Origin of the sequence: Alloprevotella sp. oral taxon 473 str. F0040, assembly GCF_000318095.2 — a bacterium.
GTDB lineage: Bacteria > Bacteroidota > Bacteroidia > Bacteroidales > Bacteroidaceae > Alloprevotella.
On the sequence record NZ_KB290717.1, the window covers coordinates 415,566 to 434,594 of the forward strand.

Sequence of the window (19,029 nt, forward strand, 5' to 3'; positions counted from 1 at the left end):
TTAAAAAAGAAAGGGCAGAAACGGCTAAAACTAGCCATTTCTGCCGAAAACATAGGAGATTTTACGATAAACAGGGGGAGATTTAGCAGAAAAGAGTTGAGAATATCACTAGATATAATGAGTTGCGCTAGAGATTATCTGACACTTCTGCTTTCTCTACAAAGAAGAGGCTACGATGCCTCGAAGAAACTACTTGTGTTTTCGCAATACAATGATGAGCACTGCAGAAATGATGAGCATAATGCCTAACACAATGGGTGAAGTCAGAGATTCGCCCATAAAGACAATACCGAGTAGAATGGCAGTGACTGGCTCCAAAACTCCTAGAACTGCAGTGATCGTGGGGCCAATCATCTTAATAGCATGCACCAAAGCCAAGTTGGTAATGACGGTACAAACTAAAGACAACGCAATAAGATTGAGCCATCCACGAGTCGATGGGAGCACTGCGAAGTGCGTAGCCATTTCGATCTCACTACGTTCATAAATTATTGTCGCCGCAAAGATAAGAGCACCCAACATCATCACATAGAACGTGAGTTTAGTTGGCGGCATATTAGAGATTTTCGAACGATTTACTCGAATAAGATAGAGAGCAAAACAAAGTGCTGATATTATTTCCAACACCACTCCTAATAGTGCAACCTCTCCTTGTCCAGTCCAAGACAACACAAAAAGACCAGCGACAGCCATCGTGATAGCTAACACAGTGGACATGCGACGTGGCTCATGAAAAAACAGCATCATTGTAAGTGCGGTAAACACTGGATACATGAAATGTAGGGTTGTTGCCACTCCACTCGGCATGTAACTATAGCCAGCAATTAAAAAGAGCGCAGCACCATCACTAAGAAAGGCTAGCAACGTCAATCGTAAGAACTCTGGAAACGTGATACGAAAGGAAATCCGTTGGAAAAGCATAATGCCAGCTATGACAATAGAAGCAATGCCAAAGCGATAGAAGAGTATAGTCGCAGACGAAAGTGCTAGACCTTCTGAAGGATGCTGTAATTCCTTTGTAAAGAGAGGTATAAATCCGTAACAAACAGCTGCAGCTAAACCAAGAATCAAACCTTGACTCGACAACTTCTTAGTAGATGTGCTCATGAATAATGGAAGAAACTATAAATACTATGCACTATATTATCTAAGAAAAGAGACTTATCCTACCCTTCTCGAATAAAATCTAGGGATTCTTTAATAAAATCATCTGTAGCAGTTTCATCTAAATTAAGCTGCCCTATATCAGAAAGTAATGTAAAGTTTATCTGTTTACCGATATTTTTTTTGTCATGTCGCATGTGGTCGAGCAAAGCATTGTAATCTTTGCAAGAAATATTAGGGCGACCATAGTGTTCTACCACAAATTGAGTAGTCATCCTTAGTATATCTAAAGGAAAATCTTTGAGCAGTACACTTAAATAGAGCTCCCCAACTACCCCCCATGCCACTGCATAGCCGTGAAGTACTGGGGTTTCTTTGTGAAGTAACACACTCTCTAAGGCATGACCAATAGTATGGCCTAGATTGAGAGACTTTCTCAGTCCTTTCTCTTGCGGATCTTGCGCCACCACAGACTGCTTGAACGCTATGTTCTCACGCACCATGTCTTGCAGAGCCACAAAATCAGGATTGTCAAGGGAAAATTGCAAATGGCGAGACCACATTTCACGATTGCAGAGCAGACTATGTTTCAACATCTCAGCATAACCAGATAAGAGGTTCGGCATATCAAGTGTGCGCAGAAGTTCTGTGCATACAAAAACTATCTCTGCCTCTTTAAAAGCTCCGATTTCATTCTTCAGCCCTCCAAAGTTTACTCCTGTTTTTCCACCTACTGCAGCATCCACCATCGCCAAAAGCGTTGTAGGAACATTGATAAAACGAATACCTCTTTTATAAGTAGCAGCAGCAAAACCACCTAGGTCAGTGAGCATTCCCCCACCGACGTTTATCATTAGGCTGTGACGAGTAGCAGAAGCTCTCTGTAACCCTCTCCAAACGTCAGAAAGTGTAGCCAAATCTTTGTGAACATCCCCTGCAGTGATTATGATTCTAGAAGAATTAGGTGATAATTCTTCTAAAAGTGGTGCACAGAGACGATGAGTGTTGACATCAAAAAGCCAAACAACAGCATCAGGCTTCGGAATTTGCGCGAGCGCATGGCGCAAATCTTCAAGCATAGATTGTGCATATACAATAGTCTGCATGGATAGATGTATTATAAACCAGCAATAAAATCTTTGACCGTAAGCTTTAACTCTATCTATTCAAGGCTTCCCTTGGCTTCGTAGGCTTCAATAGCTGCACGATAATGAGCAGGAATCTCAGTAGAGTGTTGCTCAGCTAAGCTATAACATACCATCACCGTCTCAGCTTGACACACCACTCTACCAGTTTTTTGGTTGATGGCGCGTTGGCGTAGCGTAAAACTCTTGTTGCCAAGATGACTGATGCGAGTTTCCATCACAATTTCATCCTCATAAAAGATGGGCTCTATGAAATCGGCATGAATACTAGCGATAAGCGGCACCACTGGTTGGGTGCGAAAGTCAGGACATAGCACTTCCGAAAAATAATTCTCCTTACCGAGGTCGTAAAACGAGAAGTACACGTTGTTGTTGACGTGCTGATACGCATCTAGATCGTTGAAGCGGATCTGAATCGGTGTGCGATGATGGAAAGTTTCAGACATAAATTTGAAGAGAAGTATAGCAGGAGCCATAGGCTCTCTGTGACAATTGGTCGGAATTGAGATAATGTTTAGCGATTCATCCCGAAATCTCGTGCTACAGAACGGCAACGTCCGGCATCGGGCACTAGACACATGCGTTCATCATCGAGCACGCACAAATCGCGCAAAGCATAAATGCCTTGCTCTTCGTCCGTGCGATGACTGCCCACACTCCTAAAGAGATGGTTGCGCGCATCTAAAATTTGTACCGCCTCTTGACAATAATCAGGATCAACTGCCGAATTGCGCAGTGCAGCACCGACATAATCGAGTAGTGCTTGCACAAATTCTTCTTGATAAGACGTAGTAAAGTTCATACAATGGACGATAAGAAAAGGATTATCGCAAAAGAATCTTGAGAAAGTTATCGTAACTTTGATCTAAACGCGACAATTCGTAAGGAGGCATCTGCAGAGAAAACGTACCAGGCAGCGTTCCTAAGTCAAAATATCGCTGAAGTATTGCAGCTAAATTGAAGGAAGTCTTGTCTCCTTTGCGAATTAACTCCACAGCGATGCGACGTAGATAAGATAAATCAGCATCCATCTGTTTAAGTGCTCTAAATAGAAGAAAATAACAAGCTGGTGTTCCTACTCGAAAAAAGGACATCACACGAACATGCTCGGTGTCCTCTTCTCGAAACAACGTAGCCATCAGCCTTTCTACCCCAACAGGATCCTCCATCAAGGGAAGAAAGGCCTCTAACATCTTACGCCTGTCAATTGCTGTGGCTTCTTCTTGTGCAAAACTACGAAAATCGGAACTATCAAAAGCTAGTTTCTGACGTTTATTCAAAGCGACCACCACCTTTATCAGCGTACCCACATAAGCTTTGGCATTATCCACCGCCAAAACACGGAAGAACCCCCAAAATTCTTCTTCTGAAAGTACGCGCCACACCTCCATCTGTCCAAGATACTGGCTTGCTGTGCGAAAATCAGCGTTGCGCAGTGCTGACAACGTCGCACAAAGTCCTTCTGCATTCCGCTGTTCGATGAATGCAGAAATGCGTTGTCGCAACTGAACAGTATGAGAGAGGGCGGGCATAATAACGAGGATTTCCTTCAGAATGATGAAAAGAACTGGGGGAAAATCGTCTTTTGAGGACACCATCCATTGGTTCTAATTTCTTTACAAGGAAGTGCGCCACCCAACCACCCTAGTGAAGAGCATGATGGCTAGCGAAGTTCGAGCTGCACCACATTCTCTACGTGGTGCGTTTGTGGGAACATGTCCACAGGCTGCACTTTTACCACACGATACTTCTCATCAAGCAATTGGAGATCGCGGGCTTGTGTGGCAGGATTGCAAGACACATAAACAATGCGTTGGGGAGATGCGTTCAATATCACGTTGACCACATCAGCGTGCATACCAGCGCGTGGAGGGTCTGTGATGATAACTTCAGGACGACCATGCTGTGCAATGAAATCATCAGTGAGAATATCCTTCATGTCTCCAGCATAAAACAGCGTTTTGTCTGCAAGTCCATTGAGCTCAGCATTGACTTTTGCATCTTCAATAGCCTCAGGCACATATTCGATGCCCACGACAAAGCGCGCTTGCTTGGCTACGAAGTTGGCGATTGTGCCAGTACCTGTATAAAGGTCATACACTAATTCATTGCCTGTGAGCCCAGCAAATTCACGCGTCACCTTATAAAGTTCGTAGGCTTGCTCAGAATTGGTTTGATAAAAGCTCTTTGGACCGACCTTGAAACGGAGACCTTCCATCTCTTCATAGATAAAATCTGTGCCGCTATAGGTGATAACGTCCAAATCTCCAATCGTATCGTTGCATTTGGTGTTGTTTACATAGAGCAACGAAGAGATTTGTGGGAAAGTCTCGTGCAAGAAGCCCATCACCTTCAGCGCATCCTCGCGCTCTTTATCGGTGGTAATGCAGAACTGAACGAGAAGCATGATTTCTCCTGTGGAGGCAGTGCGCAACATAATATTGCGAAGCAAACCGCGATTGTTGCGAAGATCGTAAAACTCTAAGTTTTGCTCAATGGCAAAAGTACGGAGCTGGTTGCGAATCTGATTATTGATATCGGTCATCAAGTGACATTCATCAATATCTAGGATTTTATCGAATGCACCTGGGATATGGAAACCCACTGCATTCATCTGATCAAACTTTTCTCCGCTTTTCACCTGCTCAAGTGTGAGCCACTTCTTGTTGGAAAAGCCAAACTCAAGTTTGTTTCTATACTCTTTCGTACGCTTTGAACCTAAGATAGGCATGCACTCTGGGAGTTCCACCTTGCCAATACGCGTGAGGTTATCCATCACTTGCTTTTGCTTGTAACGCAGTTGCTCTTCATAGGGCAAGATTTGCCATTTACAACCGCCGCAAACTCCATAGTGAGGACAAAAAGCTGCCGTGCGTTGCTGACTATATTCGTGGATTTTCACCGCCTCAGCCTCCGCGTAGCTGTGTTTCTTGCGACGAAGCTGAAGATCTACCACATCACCGGGTACGACATAGGGAACGAAGATAGCAAGACCATCGACTTTCACGAGGGCTTTGCCTTCTGCTGCAACATCTGTGATGAGAACTTTTTCGAGGAGTGGGAGCGGTTTCTTTTTACGAGCCATAAATGATTTTTGATTTAGCTGCAAAGGTACACTTTTTTCTCGGTCTGACCAAAGCGAAAAGGCTTCACGAGGGGAAAACAATTGTTTTCAAAGCAAACCATTCCTAGAGGGGTGCTCCCCCCTCGGATAATCCTAGAGAATCTTAGGACTATTTTGCCACTGCACGACTTATTCAAACGCGAAAAACTAAGACAACTCCCCAAAGCGTTCTAGAATTATTTAGCTCGAACTTTCCACTATCAGCAGCAGAAAGTTCGAGCTATTTTTACATCATCCGCAACCTTTTATACTCAAAACTAGGAGTCAAAGTCAGAAACGTAGGACTTTTTCTTCAGAAACGTCAAAGAAGAATTCAAAAACATCGGAGATTCTCCCAAAAACGTGGGAGTTTTTTGGATTTTTCTCGGACATTTTCTCACGAACTTAGGAGAAAACCCAAATAATCATGGACTTACCTGCAATTTACCGCTAAACCCCAGTCCATCTTCAGACACCATACCTGAAACAAATCAACAAAGAGGGAAAGTTATCTCAGACTAACGCAATTAAAACGCTGTTTTTCTAGAAATACTTTGCTAAAATACTCCTCGTGCTAAAGAGAGACCCACCAACAAGAGGATGAGGATGCGGACTATCATGATGAGCTCAACTCAATCTTTAGACCATTATCGTGCAATTATTGATTTTTCTTCTTGGGTGGCTTGCTAAGTTTGTAAGAAATTTGGAGCATAGCATAAGATGGCAGCGAGTTGTACCAGGTTTCTACGATGCCTTGCGCGTTAATCACCTTCGTCACGTTGCTGAGCCCACCGAAGATGTCGTAACCATCCAAAGCAACGCCTAAACGACCGCGAAGGAAGGTCTTTTCTAAACGAGCATTCGCCACAAAGCGCAGGTCGTTCATACTTGCATCGCTATACCCCTCACGTTGATAGAGCTTGCAGTCTGTATTAAACGCGAAGCCTGCAGGAAGAGAAATCTGAGCATTTAGTCCGTAGGTTACATCAAAACTATTAATAGTTTGGAAGTTCTTGCGCTCCGATGTAGCATGCCAATAGCGTGCTCCGATGCTTCCGTCTAGAATCACGCGTTTAATTTTGGCATTAAAACGGAGGTTTTGCTGCACCGCAAAGTTTTGTACCGTGCTTCGTTCCGTCACAAAGTCCACACTGTTGCGGAAGTCTGCCTTCGTCTCGCTGGTAAAGAGCGTCTGTCTGTCCTTGTCAAAAGGCCGTTCCCAAAACATTCTAGCCGCAGCATGCCAGTTTCCGTCTACATTTCTCGGAGAAAAAGTGCGCACACCAGTGGCAGCATCGTAAGTTTGTCCGTGCGCAATGGCATTGCGTGTGACGTCCCAAGCGGCGTCGATGAAAAACTTCTTGCCCTCTTTCCATTTCCACCAGCTTCTCGAGAAAGTCACCTTGTGCGAGGTGCTGCGCTGAAGATGAGGGTTGCCGCAATAGTGATTCAGCGGATCGGCGTTGTCGGTATAGTCAAGCAGATTGAACAGCTCGGGATAGGCAGCATGCATGCGGTAGGTGATATGGCAATTGTCGAATCCCCAAGAGAGGGTGGGGAGGAAGAACAATTGGTTGCGTCGAGGATAAGCGTGCAAGGCGTCTCGGCGGTAGGTCAGGCGCTCGATGCTTCCGTTGACTGTGGGGGTAAAAGTTATATGCTGGTTGGGCAACTTCCCACCCAACCAAATTGTGCAGCGCGCACCGAGTGTGCCGTTCAGGGAGTTGTGACGGCTGTCGTAGGAGTTCGGGGTATCCAATGTTTGCAATAAGGCTGCTGTGGTGGAAGGCAGTGCGCCGAACTCCGGCGTGCTTGCGCCTAATCGGTCGAGGCGATAGAAATTGCGGTTGTCTTTGAGATGCGCTGCGCTGACCTCCAGAAAGGGGGTGATGCTTCCCCATTCGGGGCGATAAACGTATTCCGTTCGGAATTTGGCGTGAATTTTCGTTGTCGGCACATCGACATAACGCAACTGATGCTCGTTCGGCCGAAGGCTTTGCGCCGATTGGCCGTAGCGCAAGCGGTAGTCGGAGAAGGTGGTGCCGGTTTTGTGCTCGAAATCGGCATTGACTTCGATTTGAAAGTAATCGGGAGTGTGGGCTACTTTTGAAAAATAGTTTGCATTCACCTTCCCCGACCACGCATGCTCGCGACTCCTCTCTTGATTCTGCTGGCGGTTCACCAATAATTTCGCCAATCGTTCACTAGATGTCTGAAACAAACTGTCTAGTGACGCAGCGCGATAGGTATCTTTCGGATCGGCTGAAAATTCCGCTCCTTGGTGCAAGACGTCACTGCGGTGATGTTGATAATACAATGCTCCAAAGACATTGAAGAATCCTTCATCTCTCTTTCTTTCATAGGCTTGCTCTGTCTGCACCTTGAAGTGACTACCCTCTGCTTCGCGACGTGTACGATGGAATGTACTATTGGGCAATGTGGGTTGAAAGGTTTCAGTGGCTGTGATGCTTTGGTTGAAAGTGTTTTGATGGTAGATTTTGGCGTGGCCCACGTATTTCCATTGGTCCTTATCGCCTTTGACGAGGAATTCAAAGCCGGCAGTTTGCATCTCGGTGCGTCCGGAAGCCGAACCGTTGGCGTTCCAGTTGCCGGAAGTGCCCGGTTCGCGCGTGTCGTTGGTGTTGTTGGCATTGCCATATAGGGCTAGGCGCGAGTGGTCGGTGAAACGAAGTCCAAAGGCGCGTCCAAGATATCGGTTGGCTGTGCCATATCCGGCTCCAACATTGCCCACCCATCCGATGGAATACTCGCGTTTCAGATTGACGTCCACCACAAGGGGCAGGTCTTCTTTGCGCTCGTCTTTGCCTTTGGTGATAAAGCTCCAAGCGTGTTTCTTGCGATAAACCTTCACCTTGTTCACCATGTAGGCGGGCAAATTCTCCAATGCCACGCGAGGGTCTCCGCGAAAGAAATCTTCGCCATTGACCAAAAGACTGCTCACGTATTGACCATTAACGGTGATTTGTCCATCGCGCAGTTGAAAGCCAGGGAGCAACTTGATGAGTCCATCGAGCATCGAGCCCTCTGCCAACTGAAAGGCGTCGGCATTGTAAATGAGGGTATCTCCTTTCACAACCATGCGAATTTTGGAAGCACGCACTTCTGCTGCACCCAGTTCGACATCGCGACGCTTACCAATCTTCTTCAGTAGGATTTCTCCCACTGATCTGCGCCGTTCTCTGCGTCCCAAGTCGCGTTTGTAGAGATTGGCATACTGTGTGACGTAGCCTTCCTTCGAGAAACGAAAGATATAATCGGCACGCAACAGAAATAGTCCTCGAAACTCGTCCCCGAAATTGTAGGAGTAACGACCGTATGAATAGTTCTTATCAGTGTTGTGTTGCGAAACAAGGGAACTATCGGGACGTAGCACTTCGACTTTTACGCCTTTAAGCATTTCGTGCGTGAAACTGTCCATGACTTTGCCATAGACTTCAATACTATCGCGCTGCGATTGAGCATGAACAGATAACAAGGAAAATAGAAATAATCCGAAAAATAAACGACGGAGATTCATGATATAAGAAGAGAGGATTTAGACTAACAGAGTATTATGCACTAAATGTAAGCCTACCCATGAAGCGACTCATCCAAGTACTTGAAACAAAGATGCAGAAAAGCGTTCATACTAAGCAGCACAAATTTAACAACTCCAAGAGAAACAAACAAATATTTGAGTTGTTTTTTATCTCTAACCCGATGATACTCGAATATATCCTTTTCCTATCTGAGTCATAATCATCATCAAAACATTGCTTGTCACGAAACTTCGCTAGTGACTAACAAACGAAAAACATTATTATCCAAAAGATAATGCACAGAACATCAATAAGGAACAACAATCAAAGGTGCAAAAGAATCTTTTGCATGCGAGCATAGTAAGATCAACTCTTTCCTTGTCTAGCCATATCTATGACCTATGCTCATCTATCAACAATATATATATTCTTGTTAGCCCAGGAATCAAGAACTGAATCGAAAGCCAGCAAAAACACACAGAACTGCAATCTAAGACATAAGAAAATACATTATTAGGCACCTCAGATAGCAGAAAATCACCGCAATGAACGAAAAATATGACTTAAACGTTTGGAAGTCTTAGAAGAAAGTCGTAAATTTGCAACTCGATTGGGAATAACTACTACAACAGCAACAGAAAATTACAGATAGCAATGTCTAAGATTTGTCAAATTACCGGTAAGAAAGCCATGGTGGGCAACAACGTTTCGCACTCGAAGCGTCGCACCAAGCGTACATTCGACGCAAACTTGTTCACCAAGAAGTTCTACTATGTAGAGCAAGATTGCTGGATTCAGCTCAAGATTTCCGCAGCTGGTCTCCGCTTCATCAATAAGGTTGGTCTCGACCAAGCACTCGAGAGTGCAGCTCAAAAGGGCTACCTCAACTGGAAAGATATTAAAGTAATCGGCTAATCCATATCACATCATGGCAAAGAAAGCTAAAGGTAATCGCGTTCAGGTAATCCTCGAATGCACCGAACATAAGGAAAGCGGTCTGCCCGGAACAAGCCGCTATATCACTACTAAGAATCGTAAGAATACCCCCGAGCGTTTGGAGTTGAAGAAGTACAACCCCATCCTCAAGCGCATGACGGTTCACAAGGAAATCAAATAATCCAAGTAATCACCCTCTCTCGCACATAATTAACTATGGCAAAAAAGACCGTCGCTTCGTTCCAAGCTGGTAAAACAGATGGACGTTCGTACACAAAAGTCATTAAGATGGAAAAGAGCCCTAAGACTGGCGCTTACTTCTTTAATGAGCAAATGGTTCGCAACGAGGATGTAGATGCATTCTTTAAGAACTAATCTATTGACAGATTCCCTTCTAGGTTTATAAAACTAGAATAATACTACATAGCTCTCGCAATATTTTGCGAGAGCTTCTTTTGTATAGCCCAGCCCCTTGTATATACATGCGGAATAGCACTGTTTTAATACCAAGTAAACATGCAACTTTCAAGCTACCAACACCTTTTATTTCAAGAATTTGTCGTACTTTTGCATAAACTCTATACTTATGGGATTTTTCAGCTTCTTCTCAAAAAAAGAAAAAAAGGAGACACTTGATAATGGTCTTCAGAATACTAAGACCAGTGTATTCACAAAGATAGCCCATGCTGTTGCGGGCAAATCAAAAGTAGATGATGATGTACTCGACAATCTTGAGGACATCCTCATCACTAGTGACGTAGGTGTCGATACAACTCTGGACATCATTCATCGCATTGAAGAGCGTGTGGCACGCGACAAGTATGTAAGTACAAGCGAACTCAATCTAATTCTCAAAGAGGAAATCACTCAACTCCTTGCTACAGATGGCAACGATGTTAGTGAAGAAAACCAAGGATTTGAGATACCATCATCAGACAGCCCCTACGTTATCCTAGTGGTGGGTGTAAATGGTGTGGGAAAAACCACAACTATTGCCAAATTAGCTTACCAATTCAAGGAAGAAGGCAAAAAGGTGGTGCTTGGTGCAGCCGACACCTTCCGAGCTGCTGCAGTGGAACAACTGAGCATATGGGGAGAACGAACAGATGTACCCGTTGTAAAACAGAAGATGGGCGCTGATCCAGCTTCTGTGGCTTACGACACCTTGGCGCATGCCAAATCCATTGGTGCTGACGTTGTAATCATCGACACAGCAGGTCGTTTGCACAACAAGATTGGTTTGATGAATGAGCTCACCAAGATCAAGAAGGTGATGCAAAAGATTGATGCGAATGCTCCCCAAGAAGTATTGTTGGTTCTCGATGGAAGCACTGGGCAAAATGCTTTTGAACAAGCTAAACAGTTTGTAAAAGCCACAGAGGTGACAGCACTCGCCATAACAAAACTCGATGGTACTGCCAAAGGTGGCGTGGTCATCGGCATATCCCATCAGATGCAAGTTCCCGTTAAGTACATTGGCTTAGGTGAAAAGATGACAGATCTACAACCCTTCAATGCCCGAGAATTTGTAGACTCCCTTTTCTCCAACGAGAAATAACAAACTTTCGGGTACGATAGTTCCCTACTCTCCTCTAACACAACGACATAGACAGACATAATGAAGCATACCATTGACGTAATCACTATGGGATGTTCTAAGAACCTTGTAGATTCAGAGAACCTCCTCCGCCAATTTGCAGCAATAGGCTGCGACTTTCACCATAATCCTGAGGTACTGCATGGGGACATTGCAGTGATTAACACCTGTGGATTTATAGGTGATGCTAAGGAGGAAAGTATCAATCAAATCCTTAGCCTGGTGGAACATAAAGCAGCTGGGCAGCTAAAAGAGGTCTACGTCATGGGATGTCTCTCTGAACGATATCGTGAGGAACTTAAAGCAGAAATCCCAGAAGTAGACAAATTCTATGGTAAGTTTGACTGGAAAGACATCATTAAAGATCTCACTACAACCGATAGTCTTGCAGCTGTAGCTTGTAATGCTCTTAATGCCCGTGTGCTTACAACTCCCAAGCACTACGCCTATCTTAAAATATCAGAAGGCTGCAATCGCACCTGTGCTTACTGTGCAATTCCTCTTATTACGGGCAAACACCAGAGTCGTTCCATAGAAGATATTGTTAGCGAAGTAGAGGAATTAGTAAAAATAGGTGTACATGAGTTCCAGATTATCGCTCAAGAACTAACCTTCTATGGTGTTGACCGCTATGGCCGTCAGTGTCTTCCTGAACTAATAGAACGTATAGCCCAAACCCCTGGTGTCGAGTGGATTCGATTACATTACGCTTATCCAACAAAATTCCCAATGGAATTACTTCGCGTGATTCGTGAGTATAAGAACGTATGTAGTTATCTAGACATCGCGCTTCAGCACATTTCTGACCACATGCTCACTCGCATGCGTCGTCACATTACTAAGCAGGAAACCATAGATTTGCTGACTAAGTTTCGCGAAGAAGTACCAGGCATCACCATTCGCACCACTCTTATGGTTGGTTTCCCTGGAGAAACAGAAGAAGACTTCGAAGAACTCATGGAATTTGTTCGCCTTGCTCGTTTTGATCGAATGGGTGCATTTGCCTATAGTGAGGAAGAAGGCACATATGCAGGCGAGCATTATGAAGATGATGTCCCATCTGAAGTGAAGCAAGATCGCTTGGATCGTCTCATGCAACTACAAGAACAAATTGCAGCTGAGCTTTCAGCTGAGAAAGTAGGCAAAATCTTCCGCATAATCATTGACAGAGTAGAAGAAGACTACTATATAGGCCGCACAGAATTTGATTCTCCAGAAGTAGACTGTGAAGTTCTTGTCTCCACCTCTGATTATCAACTTGAAGTTGGCCAATTCTACGAAGCCCGTATTACAGCTGCTGAGGAATTTGACCTATACGCAGAGATTGTATAACGCACCTTTCTTTCACATCTTATAAGTACCAGAACAATGAATAACAAAGAGTTTATCAATGCATTGGCAACTCGTTTGCAGCAAAATTCTAAAACTGTAAAACAGCATGTCGAAGCCCTGGTAGACACCATGGCTAACATGCTAGACGAAGGAGCCTCGCTCAACATACAAGGCTTTGGCACTTATGAGGTAAAAAAGAAGAAAGAACGCATTATTGTACACCCTACTACCAAACAACGCCAACTCGTTCCCCCAAAACTTGTCATAGCTTTTAAGCCTAGTCAAACTCTAAAGGATAAAGTAAACGCGTAGTCTATCATGGAAAAGAAATTTCAACCTCAAGATTTCGCAGCTCTACTCGCACAACAACAAGGCATCACTAAAGAAGAAGCCTTGGAATTTGTGCGCGCCTTTTTTGAGCTTACTGAAGAAGCCCTTATTAAGGATAGACTTGTGAAGGTAAGTGACTTTGGCACCACAAAACTCGTGGTAGTAAATGAGAGAGAGAGTGTGAACATTCACACTGGTGAGCGTTTTCAAATTGGAAAACACACCAAGATTACTTTTACACCAGACAACACGCTACGCGATTTAGTGAATCGTCCTTTTGCGTTGCTGACGACTACCACACTCTATGACGAAACTCCAGAGGATGAGCTTGATGCTGTTCCTTCAACCGAAAATGATATTTCTGATGAAATCGATATGGAATATTCATCTTCACCAGATTTTATCAATAAGATTTCTGATAGCAACGAGACTGCCCTTGAAGAAACTCAATTTCAAACTATCAACGAACAAGAAATAGCCAAAGATAATCGCCCAAGTCGAATAGATGCAGATGCGGCTCTTGAGGTTCCAGCAGAGGATTCAAGAAAAGATGACACAGAATCTTTGAATCTCCAGGAAAAAACAGTTCTCAATTCTACAAAAGCTATAGACCTTGGCTCTCAAGCCCTTTCGATTGCTTCAGAGAAAAACAACGAAACATCAGAGGAAAACGAAACTTTGAAAGATTTCAACCCAGATGCATCATTTGCAGAATCAACAGATTCGCTTGAAGAGGAACAAGAAATAGTCATTATTGAAGAGTCTCCAGAGTATTCTTCTGAGCAAAATGAAACAAAAGAAGGAGAGGTTAATCTAACTCATAGACCAACAACTACTCAAACACTCCCCCCCTCGTCGGACGAAGTAGTTCCCCACGTCACTAATATTCAAGGCGAAATCCGTGTCAAAACTGAAAACATAGACTCCAAAGTACGCCACCATCGCACTCCCTTCAACGTGCTTCTTTTAGCTTTTGTAACTTTGTTGGTTGTTTTAGCATATTTCGCAGGCTACTATCATTGGCTTTGTCCCAACTGCCCCCAAGGGCACCCATCTATACACGATCTTCCCCTCGTTAGTCCAAATACATCTCTAGAAACGTCATCTCTGGAACACACGACGACAAAATCAGACGCGCAAAGAGCCACTAATGATAGCAAAACAATACCCGCCAACTCTTCAAAAGATACAGCGACTAAGGCAGGGCTAACGACCACTACCACGCAACAAACACCCAAAGCAAAAGAAAGTATAGCAACACCTCAGAAAGAAGTGTCACCAGAGGTACAACGCATTATTGTGAAAAGTCAGCAACTGACAGCTCAAGATAAAGGAAGGCTCCTTTCTAAAGCAAGAGAGTGGCAACAACTTCCACATGGAAAATCTATGATTGTTGGCACATATTCTACCCACGTAGTAAAAGCAGGCGAAAGTCTTCCACGCTTAGCTAAGCATTATTATGGGAATCCGAACTACGCCAACTACATTATTCTACATAATCACATTGAACATCCTGATGTAATTAAAGTTGGCCAGAAACTCAAAATACCACAATTGCTTCAATAAATAAAGGCAATCCGGGAATTCTTGACAGGAAAGCTCTCTCATTATTGCTATATTTCTCCAATACCCCCATCTAACGACCACGACATCGCGGTAAGTTAGACGGGGGTATTCTTGTTGTTACTAAGAATTCGTTTCTAACAGGCGCCCCTGCCTCAAACAGCACATGATTTCACAGCTCGTTCACGAACAATAGTAACAATCAATTACAGAAAGGTGATTGAAGGCAACTTAATTAGTTTACTATCTTTTCTAGTTATAGTGCAGAGGAATCAAATTGAAAAGGTAGAAGATAACTTATTCCATCGAGCTCGTAAACCGCATTCTCACCGTAAAGCAAAACACGAATAGGCACTTTATAGCGAGTTTCCGTTTCGATAAGAACTTGTCGGCAGATGCCACAGGGACTAATAGGTTGCTCCAAAAAATTAACCTCATCAGCTCTTCTCGCAGCAATGGCAATACACACTGGAGCTACATCAGGATATTGAGCATTAGCATAAAACATGGCCGTACGCTCTGCACAAGATCCAGCAGGATATGCAGCATTCTCTTGATTGCTACCACAAACGACGACACCGTTCTCTAAGCGAAGAGCAGCCCCCACACAAAAATGAGAATATGGTGAGTAACTTGTTTGAGTGGCAGCCTTAGCTTGAGTCACCAAATCACAATCTTCTATTGATAAACCTTCACCTTTGGGATAGACAGTATAAGGAAGGATATGTTGAGCTTTAGGCATGATACAGATGAATAAACGTGATACTTCTATGCAAATATAAGGATAATCTCTAAAATTACCACGATAGAACTCATCTTTTTACAGTATTAATCTCCGAAACACACACATCTGAATTTACAGCATCGTATACTAGAATAGAGAGAAAGAATCTTACTAATACCAACTCAGACGCAATCGAGAGTAAACTGTTAAATCTGAGACAAAGAAATTGTAGAAGTTTTCCGCAAACTAGACTCTCTCCTATCGTCGTATTATGATAGTTTCTCTTCATGTGACTTTCATTATTACATTAATATGGGTATCTAACCATTTATCTCGGAGAAAAAACTGCATAGCTCTGAGACTTTCTATTTCTTCTAGGAAAAAATCAAGACAATCTACGAAGATTATGTCATAAATCTCAATGTTTTTAAGCATTGTATTCTAAGAACTCCACCCAAAAACCACTATTTTACTGCTATCGAGCGTAGAATAACACTAAAATTAAGCCCCTTAGAAATAGAAAATACCGTGCTGGTCTTTCTGAACTCTATTCTGCACGTTAAAATCAAGCTCTTTTTCTGTATAGTTTTCTTAAAACATCAGCGTATTTTTACTCTTCAATGCTTCAAACAACTACTTTTCTCCCTATCTCTGTCTGCTAAATCTCATGATAACTAGCATTCATAGAGTAAGTAGTTGCTCATCTGCAAGAAAATTCGTAATTTAGCACATCCATATCCCCTAATTATGCCTCACATTTTCCGACATACTCTACTCCTGTTAATGGTCGTCTTGTCAGCTTGCCAATCTTCCACTCCTCAACAATCTGAGGCACGCCAAAAAGATGAGGCCAAAGCTGTGACTATCTTGGCAAAGGCAAGAACAGCACTCTATCAAAAACGATACAATGATGCCAAAAAGTATCTTCGCTCTTTGAGGAGCACTTGCCCACTAGCACTCAACGGCAGAGAAAATGGCATTCTGCTCATGGATAGTATTGAGATAGCCTCGACAGCCGACCGTCTTCGTGTAGCAGACAGCTTAGTGCAAGATGATATGCAGCGTAGAGGTAGTGTGAATGCTCAAACGCAAGCTCACTTTGATGAACTTTGTCAACAAGCAAAGTTCTACCATCGCAAACTCCAACACGACAAAGACCAACGCAAGAACCATGACTGATTTCCACTCCCCCACGGATGTGCATGCTCCTCGGCCCGACAGCTTTTGGCAATCGGAGCTTAACGAGAGTCAATGGGCTGCAGTTTGCGAATGCGAGCGACCACTCTTAGTAATCGCTGGAGCTGGTTCTGGCAAGACACGTGTGCTCACCTACAAAATAGCGTATCTCCTTGAGCGTGGCTACGCTCCATGGGAAGTTCTTGCCCTAACTTTCACTAACAAAGCTGCCAAAGAGATGAATGAACGCATCAGCAGCATTGTTGGGCCCGGAAGAGCACGAGGACTTTGGAGCGGTACATTTCACAGCATTTTTGCACGCATATTGAGAGCTGAAAGCTCAAATATAGGTTTTGATAGCAATTTCACTATCTACGACTCTGCCGATTCACGTTCGCTCATTAAGTCAATAGTCAAAGAGCTCAAACTGGATGATAAGACATACAAACCTTCGAAGGTACAAGGACGCATCTCTGATGCAAAAAACAGGTTGATGTTGCCTCAAGAATACGCAGCAGATCCTTACTTCACCAGTCGAGATGCTCGCGACAACATGCCTGATTTACACAGCATCTACACGGAGTATTTTCGCCGCTGTCGCACAGCAAGAGCCATGGATTTTGATGATTTATTGCTCTACACGTTTCTTCTCTTCGATAAAGTAGAAGAAGTACGAAAAAGATATGCGCAACGTTTTCGGTACATTTTGGTAGACGAGTATCAGGACACAAACTATGCACAACATGCCATCGTAAGCTTACTTACTAAAGACAATCACAATATCTGCGTGGTAGGTGATGATGCCCAAAGTATTTACTCCTTTAGAGGAGCCAACATCGATAATATCTTGCAGTTTCATCGTCAATACCCTGAAGCTGTGACAGTAAAATTGGAGCGTAATTATCGTTCCACTCAAAACATTGTTGATGCGGCCAATAGCATCATTCGCCATAATAAGGAACAGATAGAAAAGACTGTCTTTAGTGAAAATGAAATAGGAGAAAAGATTCTTTTGATGCCTTCAGCTTCTGATAAAGAGGAAGCGGCAAAAGTAGTAGGACACATCTCTCGTCTTCGTCGCAGTGAAGATGTCCCTCTCAATGAGATGGCGATTCTCTATCGGACCAATGCCCAGAGTCGCTCATTTGAGGATGCGCTACGTGAACGCAACATCCCTTATCGCATTTATGGAGGATTGTCGTTTTATCAACGCAAAGAAATCAAGGATATCATTGCCTATTTCCGTTTGGTCACCAACCTCAACGATGAAGAAGCCTTTAAACGCATTGTAAATTATCCAGCGCGCGGCATCGGAAATACAACTTTACAAAAGATTTTTACAGCATCTCGTGAGCAAAATGTTAGTCTTTGGGCTGTAGCGGAGCAACCTGCACTCTATGGGGTGAACTTAAACAAAGGTGTGCTCAGTAAACTCGAAGGATTTTGCAATATGATTCTCGATTTTCGCTCGCGCGTCACGAATATCGGTGCCTTTGATTTTGCTACAACTCTCATAGACTATTCTGGTATTAAAGCCGATCTTCAAAAGGAAGATGGCCCAGAAGGACAAAGTAAACGTGAGAATGTGGAAGAACTCTTGGGGGCCATTCGTTCATTCGAACGAGATACTTTGGAGGAGACAGGGCAACCGACCGTTTTGTTAAATGATTTCCTGCAGCAAAGTGCCTTACAAACAGATGCAGATCAGCAAGACGATGGCACCCCTAAGGTTACCCTAATGACCATACACTCAGCTAAAGGACTAGAATTTGGGGCTGTGTTCGTGACAGGTCTCGAAGATGCTCTGTTCCCTGGGCCCCAAGCACGCTTCTTTCCTAGAGAAATGGAGGAAGAACGACGGCTTTTCTACGTAGCTGTGACCCGTGCGAAACGCTTTTGCTTCTTATCTTACGCTCAAAGCCGATTCCGCTACGGTCAATTTGAGATTTCAGATCCAAGTCCATTTATAGCTGAAATTAGTCAGCGATACGTACAAGAAGAAGTTTTGAATCTGGGTGGTGAAAGCCACATCCCAAGTGCACTTCGAAGAGCTTTACTGGGTGAAGATTTGGATGAAGAAAGTACACTCACCTCATCTTTTAGAGCCAGAAGATCAAATAGCAGCATCCGCACTAAGCCTACTGCTAAACAAGAACAGCATGACTTCACGCCCCAAGATACAAATACCTCTTCAATGATGGGACTTTCTAAATCCCCCATCACCACCTCTCTGTCTCCCACACTCAAACCCTTGAAAGCTGCTCAGAAGAAACCGACTACCGCAGCAGTTAATGCAGCTATTAATACACTATCTCAAGGCAGTCATATCGAACATGAGCGTTTTGGCAAAGGGACTATCTTGTCCATTGAAGGGACAGGAGAGAATGCCAAAGCCGAAGTGGAGTTTCTAGCCGTGGGACGAAAAAAACTATTACTCAAGTTTGCTCGCTTCAAAGTGCTAGATTAGCCTTTGGCCAAAC

General features: G+C 43.7%; 17 protein-coding genes. 9 read left to right on the plus strand and 8 right to left on the minus strand.

The annotated features are described in order from the left end of the window. Positions 1-189: 189 nt before the first annotated feature. The 7 genes from HMPREF9999_RS07375 to HMPREF9999_RS07405 all read right to left on the minus strand — a co-directional run bounded on the left by HMPREF9999_RS07375 (position 190) and on the right by HMPREF9999_RS07405 (position 8,890). Positions 190-1,107 carry a DMT family transporter gene (locus HMPREF9999_RS07375; RefSeq protein WP_009752078.1) on the minus strand — a complete coding sequence of 306 codons (918 nt, stop codon included), beginning with the start codon at positions 1,105-1,107 and terminating at the stop codon, positions 190-192. Positions 1,108-1,166: 59 nt separating this feature from the next. After that, positions 1,167-2,210, minus strand: a complete 1,044-nt coding sequence (gene aroB, locus HMPREF9999_RS07380; RefSeq protein ID WP_009752079.1) for a 3-dehydroquinate synthase — start codon at positions 2,208-2,210, stop codon at positions 1,167-1,169. Positions 2,211-2,266: 56 nt separating this feature from the next. Then, a complete protein-coding gene (locus tag HMPREF9999_RS07385; RefSeq protein WP_044063348.1) occupies positions 2,267-2,695 on the minus strand; it encodes an acyl-CoA thioesterase in 429 nt (142 codons plus the stop codon). A gap of 68 nt (positions 2,696-2,763) precedes the next feature. Then, complete coding sequence (locus HMPREF9999_RS07390; RefSeq protein WP_009752081.1) at positions 2,764-3,051, minus strand: hypothetical protein; 288 nt, start codon at positions 3,049-3,051, stop codon at positions 2,764-2,766. Between the two features lie 22 nt (positions 3,052-3,073). Beyond that, positions 3,074-3,781, minus strand: coding sequence for a hypothetical protein (locus HMPREF9999_RS07395; RefSeq protein ID WP_044063266.1), 708 nt, complete (start codon positions 3,779-3,781; stop codon positions 3,074-3,076). A gap of 131 nt (positions 3,782-3,912) precedes the next feature. Continuing rightward, a complete protein-coding gene (rlmD, locus tag HMPREF9999_RS07400; protein WP_009752083.1) occupies positions 3,913-5,334 on the minus strand; it encodes a 23S rRNA (uracil(1939)-C(5))-methyltransferase RlmD in 1,422 nt (473 codons plus the stop codon). A 676-nt stretch (positions 5,335-6,010) separates the two neighbouring features. Then, a complete protein-coding gene (locus HMPREF9999_RS07405) occupies positions 6,011-8,890 on the minus strand; it encodes an outer membrane beta-barrel protein (RefSeq protein ID WP_009752085.1) in 2,880 nt (959 codons plus the stop codon). Positions 8,891-9,545: 655 nt separating this feature from the next. Between HMPREF9999_RS07405 and rpmB the strand changes: the two genes are divergently transcribed. From rpmB to HMPREF9999_RS07435, 7 genes are all read left to right on the plus strand, one after another. Further along, positions 9,546-9,806, plus strand: coding sequence for a 50S ribosomal protein L28 (gene rpmB / locus HMPREF9999_RS07410; protein WP_009752087.1), 261 nt, complete (start codon positions 9,546-9,548; stop codon positions 9,804-9,806). Between the two features lie 13 nt (positions 9,807-9,819). Continuing rightward, complete coding sequence (rpmG, locus tag HMPREF9999_RS07415; protein ID WP_009752088.1) at positions 9,820-10,008, plus strand: 50S ribosomal protein L33; 189 nt, start codon at positions 9,820-9,822, stop codon at positions 10,006-10,008. A 35-nt stretch (positions 10,009-10,043) separates the two neighbouring features. Next, positions 10,044-10,202, plus strand: a complete 159-nt coding sequence (locus HMPREF9999_RS10320) for a DUF4295 domain-containing protein (protein WP_009752089.1) — start codon at positions 10,044-10,046, stop codon at positions 10,200-10,202. 211 nt (positions 10,203-10,413) lie between these two features. Continuing rightward, a complete protein-coding gene (gene ftsY, locus HMPREF9999_RS07420; RefSeq protein ID WP_009752090.1) occupies positions 10,414-11,385 on the plus strand; it encodes a signal recognition particle-docking protein FtsY in 972 nt (323 codons plus the stop codon). Positions 11,386-11,442: 57 nt separating this feature from the next. Then, positions 11,443-12,756: a 30S ribosomal protein S12 methylthiotransferase RimO gene (gene rimO, locus HMPREF9999_RS07425; RefSeq protein WP_044063267.1), complete on the plus strand. Its 1,314-nt coding sequence runs from the start codon at positions 11,443-11,445 to the stop codon at positions 12,754-12,756. A 21-nt stretch (positions 12,757-12,777) separates the two neighbouring features. Then, complete coding sequence (locus tag HMPREF9999_RS07430; RefSeq protein WP_262480954.1) at positions 12,778-13,068, plus strand: HU family DNA-binding protein; 291 nt, start codon at positions 12,778-12,780, stop codon at positions 13,066-13,068. Between the two features lie 6 nt (positions 13,069-13,074). Beyond that, complete coding sequence (locus tag HMPREF9999_RS07435; protein WP_009752093.1) at positions 13,075-14,652, plus strand: HU family DNA-binding protein; 1,578 nt, start codon at positions 13,075-13,077, stop codon at positions 14,650-14,652. Positions 14,653-14,905: 253 nt separating this feature from the next. Here the strand turns inward: HMPREF9999_RS07435 and HMPREF9999_RS07440 are convergent, their stop codons facing one another. Next, positions 14,906-15,391, minus strand: coding sequence for a cytidine deaminase (locus tag HMPREF9999_RS07440; protein ID WP_009752094.1), 486 nt, complete (start codon positions 15,389-15,391; stop codon positions 14,906-14,908). Positions 15,392-16,120: 729 nt separating this feature from the next. On the opposite strand from HMPREF9999_RS07440, the gene HMPREF9999_RS07445 reads away from it, so the two are divergent. Further along, a complete protein-coding gene (locus tag HMPREF9999_RS07445; protein ID WP_157049633.1) occupies positions 16,121-16,552 on the plus strand; it encodes a hypothetical protein in 432 nt (143 codons plus the stop codon). Further along, positions 16,545-19,016: an ATP-dependent helicase gene (locus tag HMPREF9999_RS07450; RefSeq protein ID WP_009752097.1), complete on the plus strand. Its 2,472-nt coding sequence runs from the start codon at positions 16,545-16,547 to the stop codon at positions 19,014-19,016. Before HMPREF9999_RS07445 ends, HMPREF9999_RS07450 begins: the two co-directional genes overlap by 8 nt. Positions 19,017-19,029: the final 13 nt, after the last annotated feature.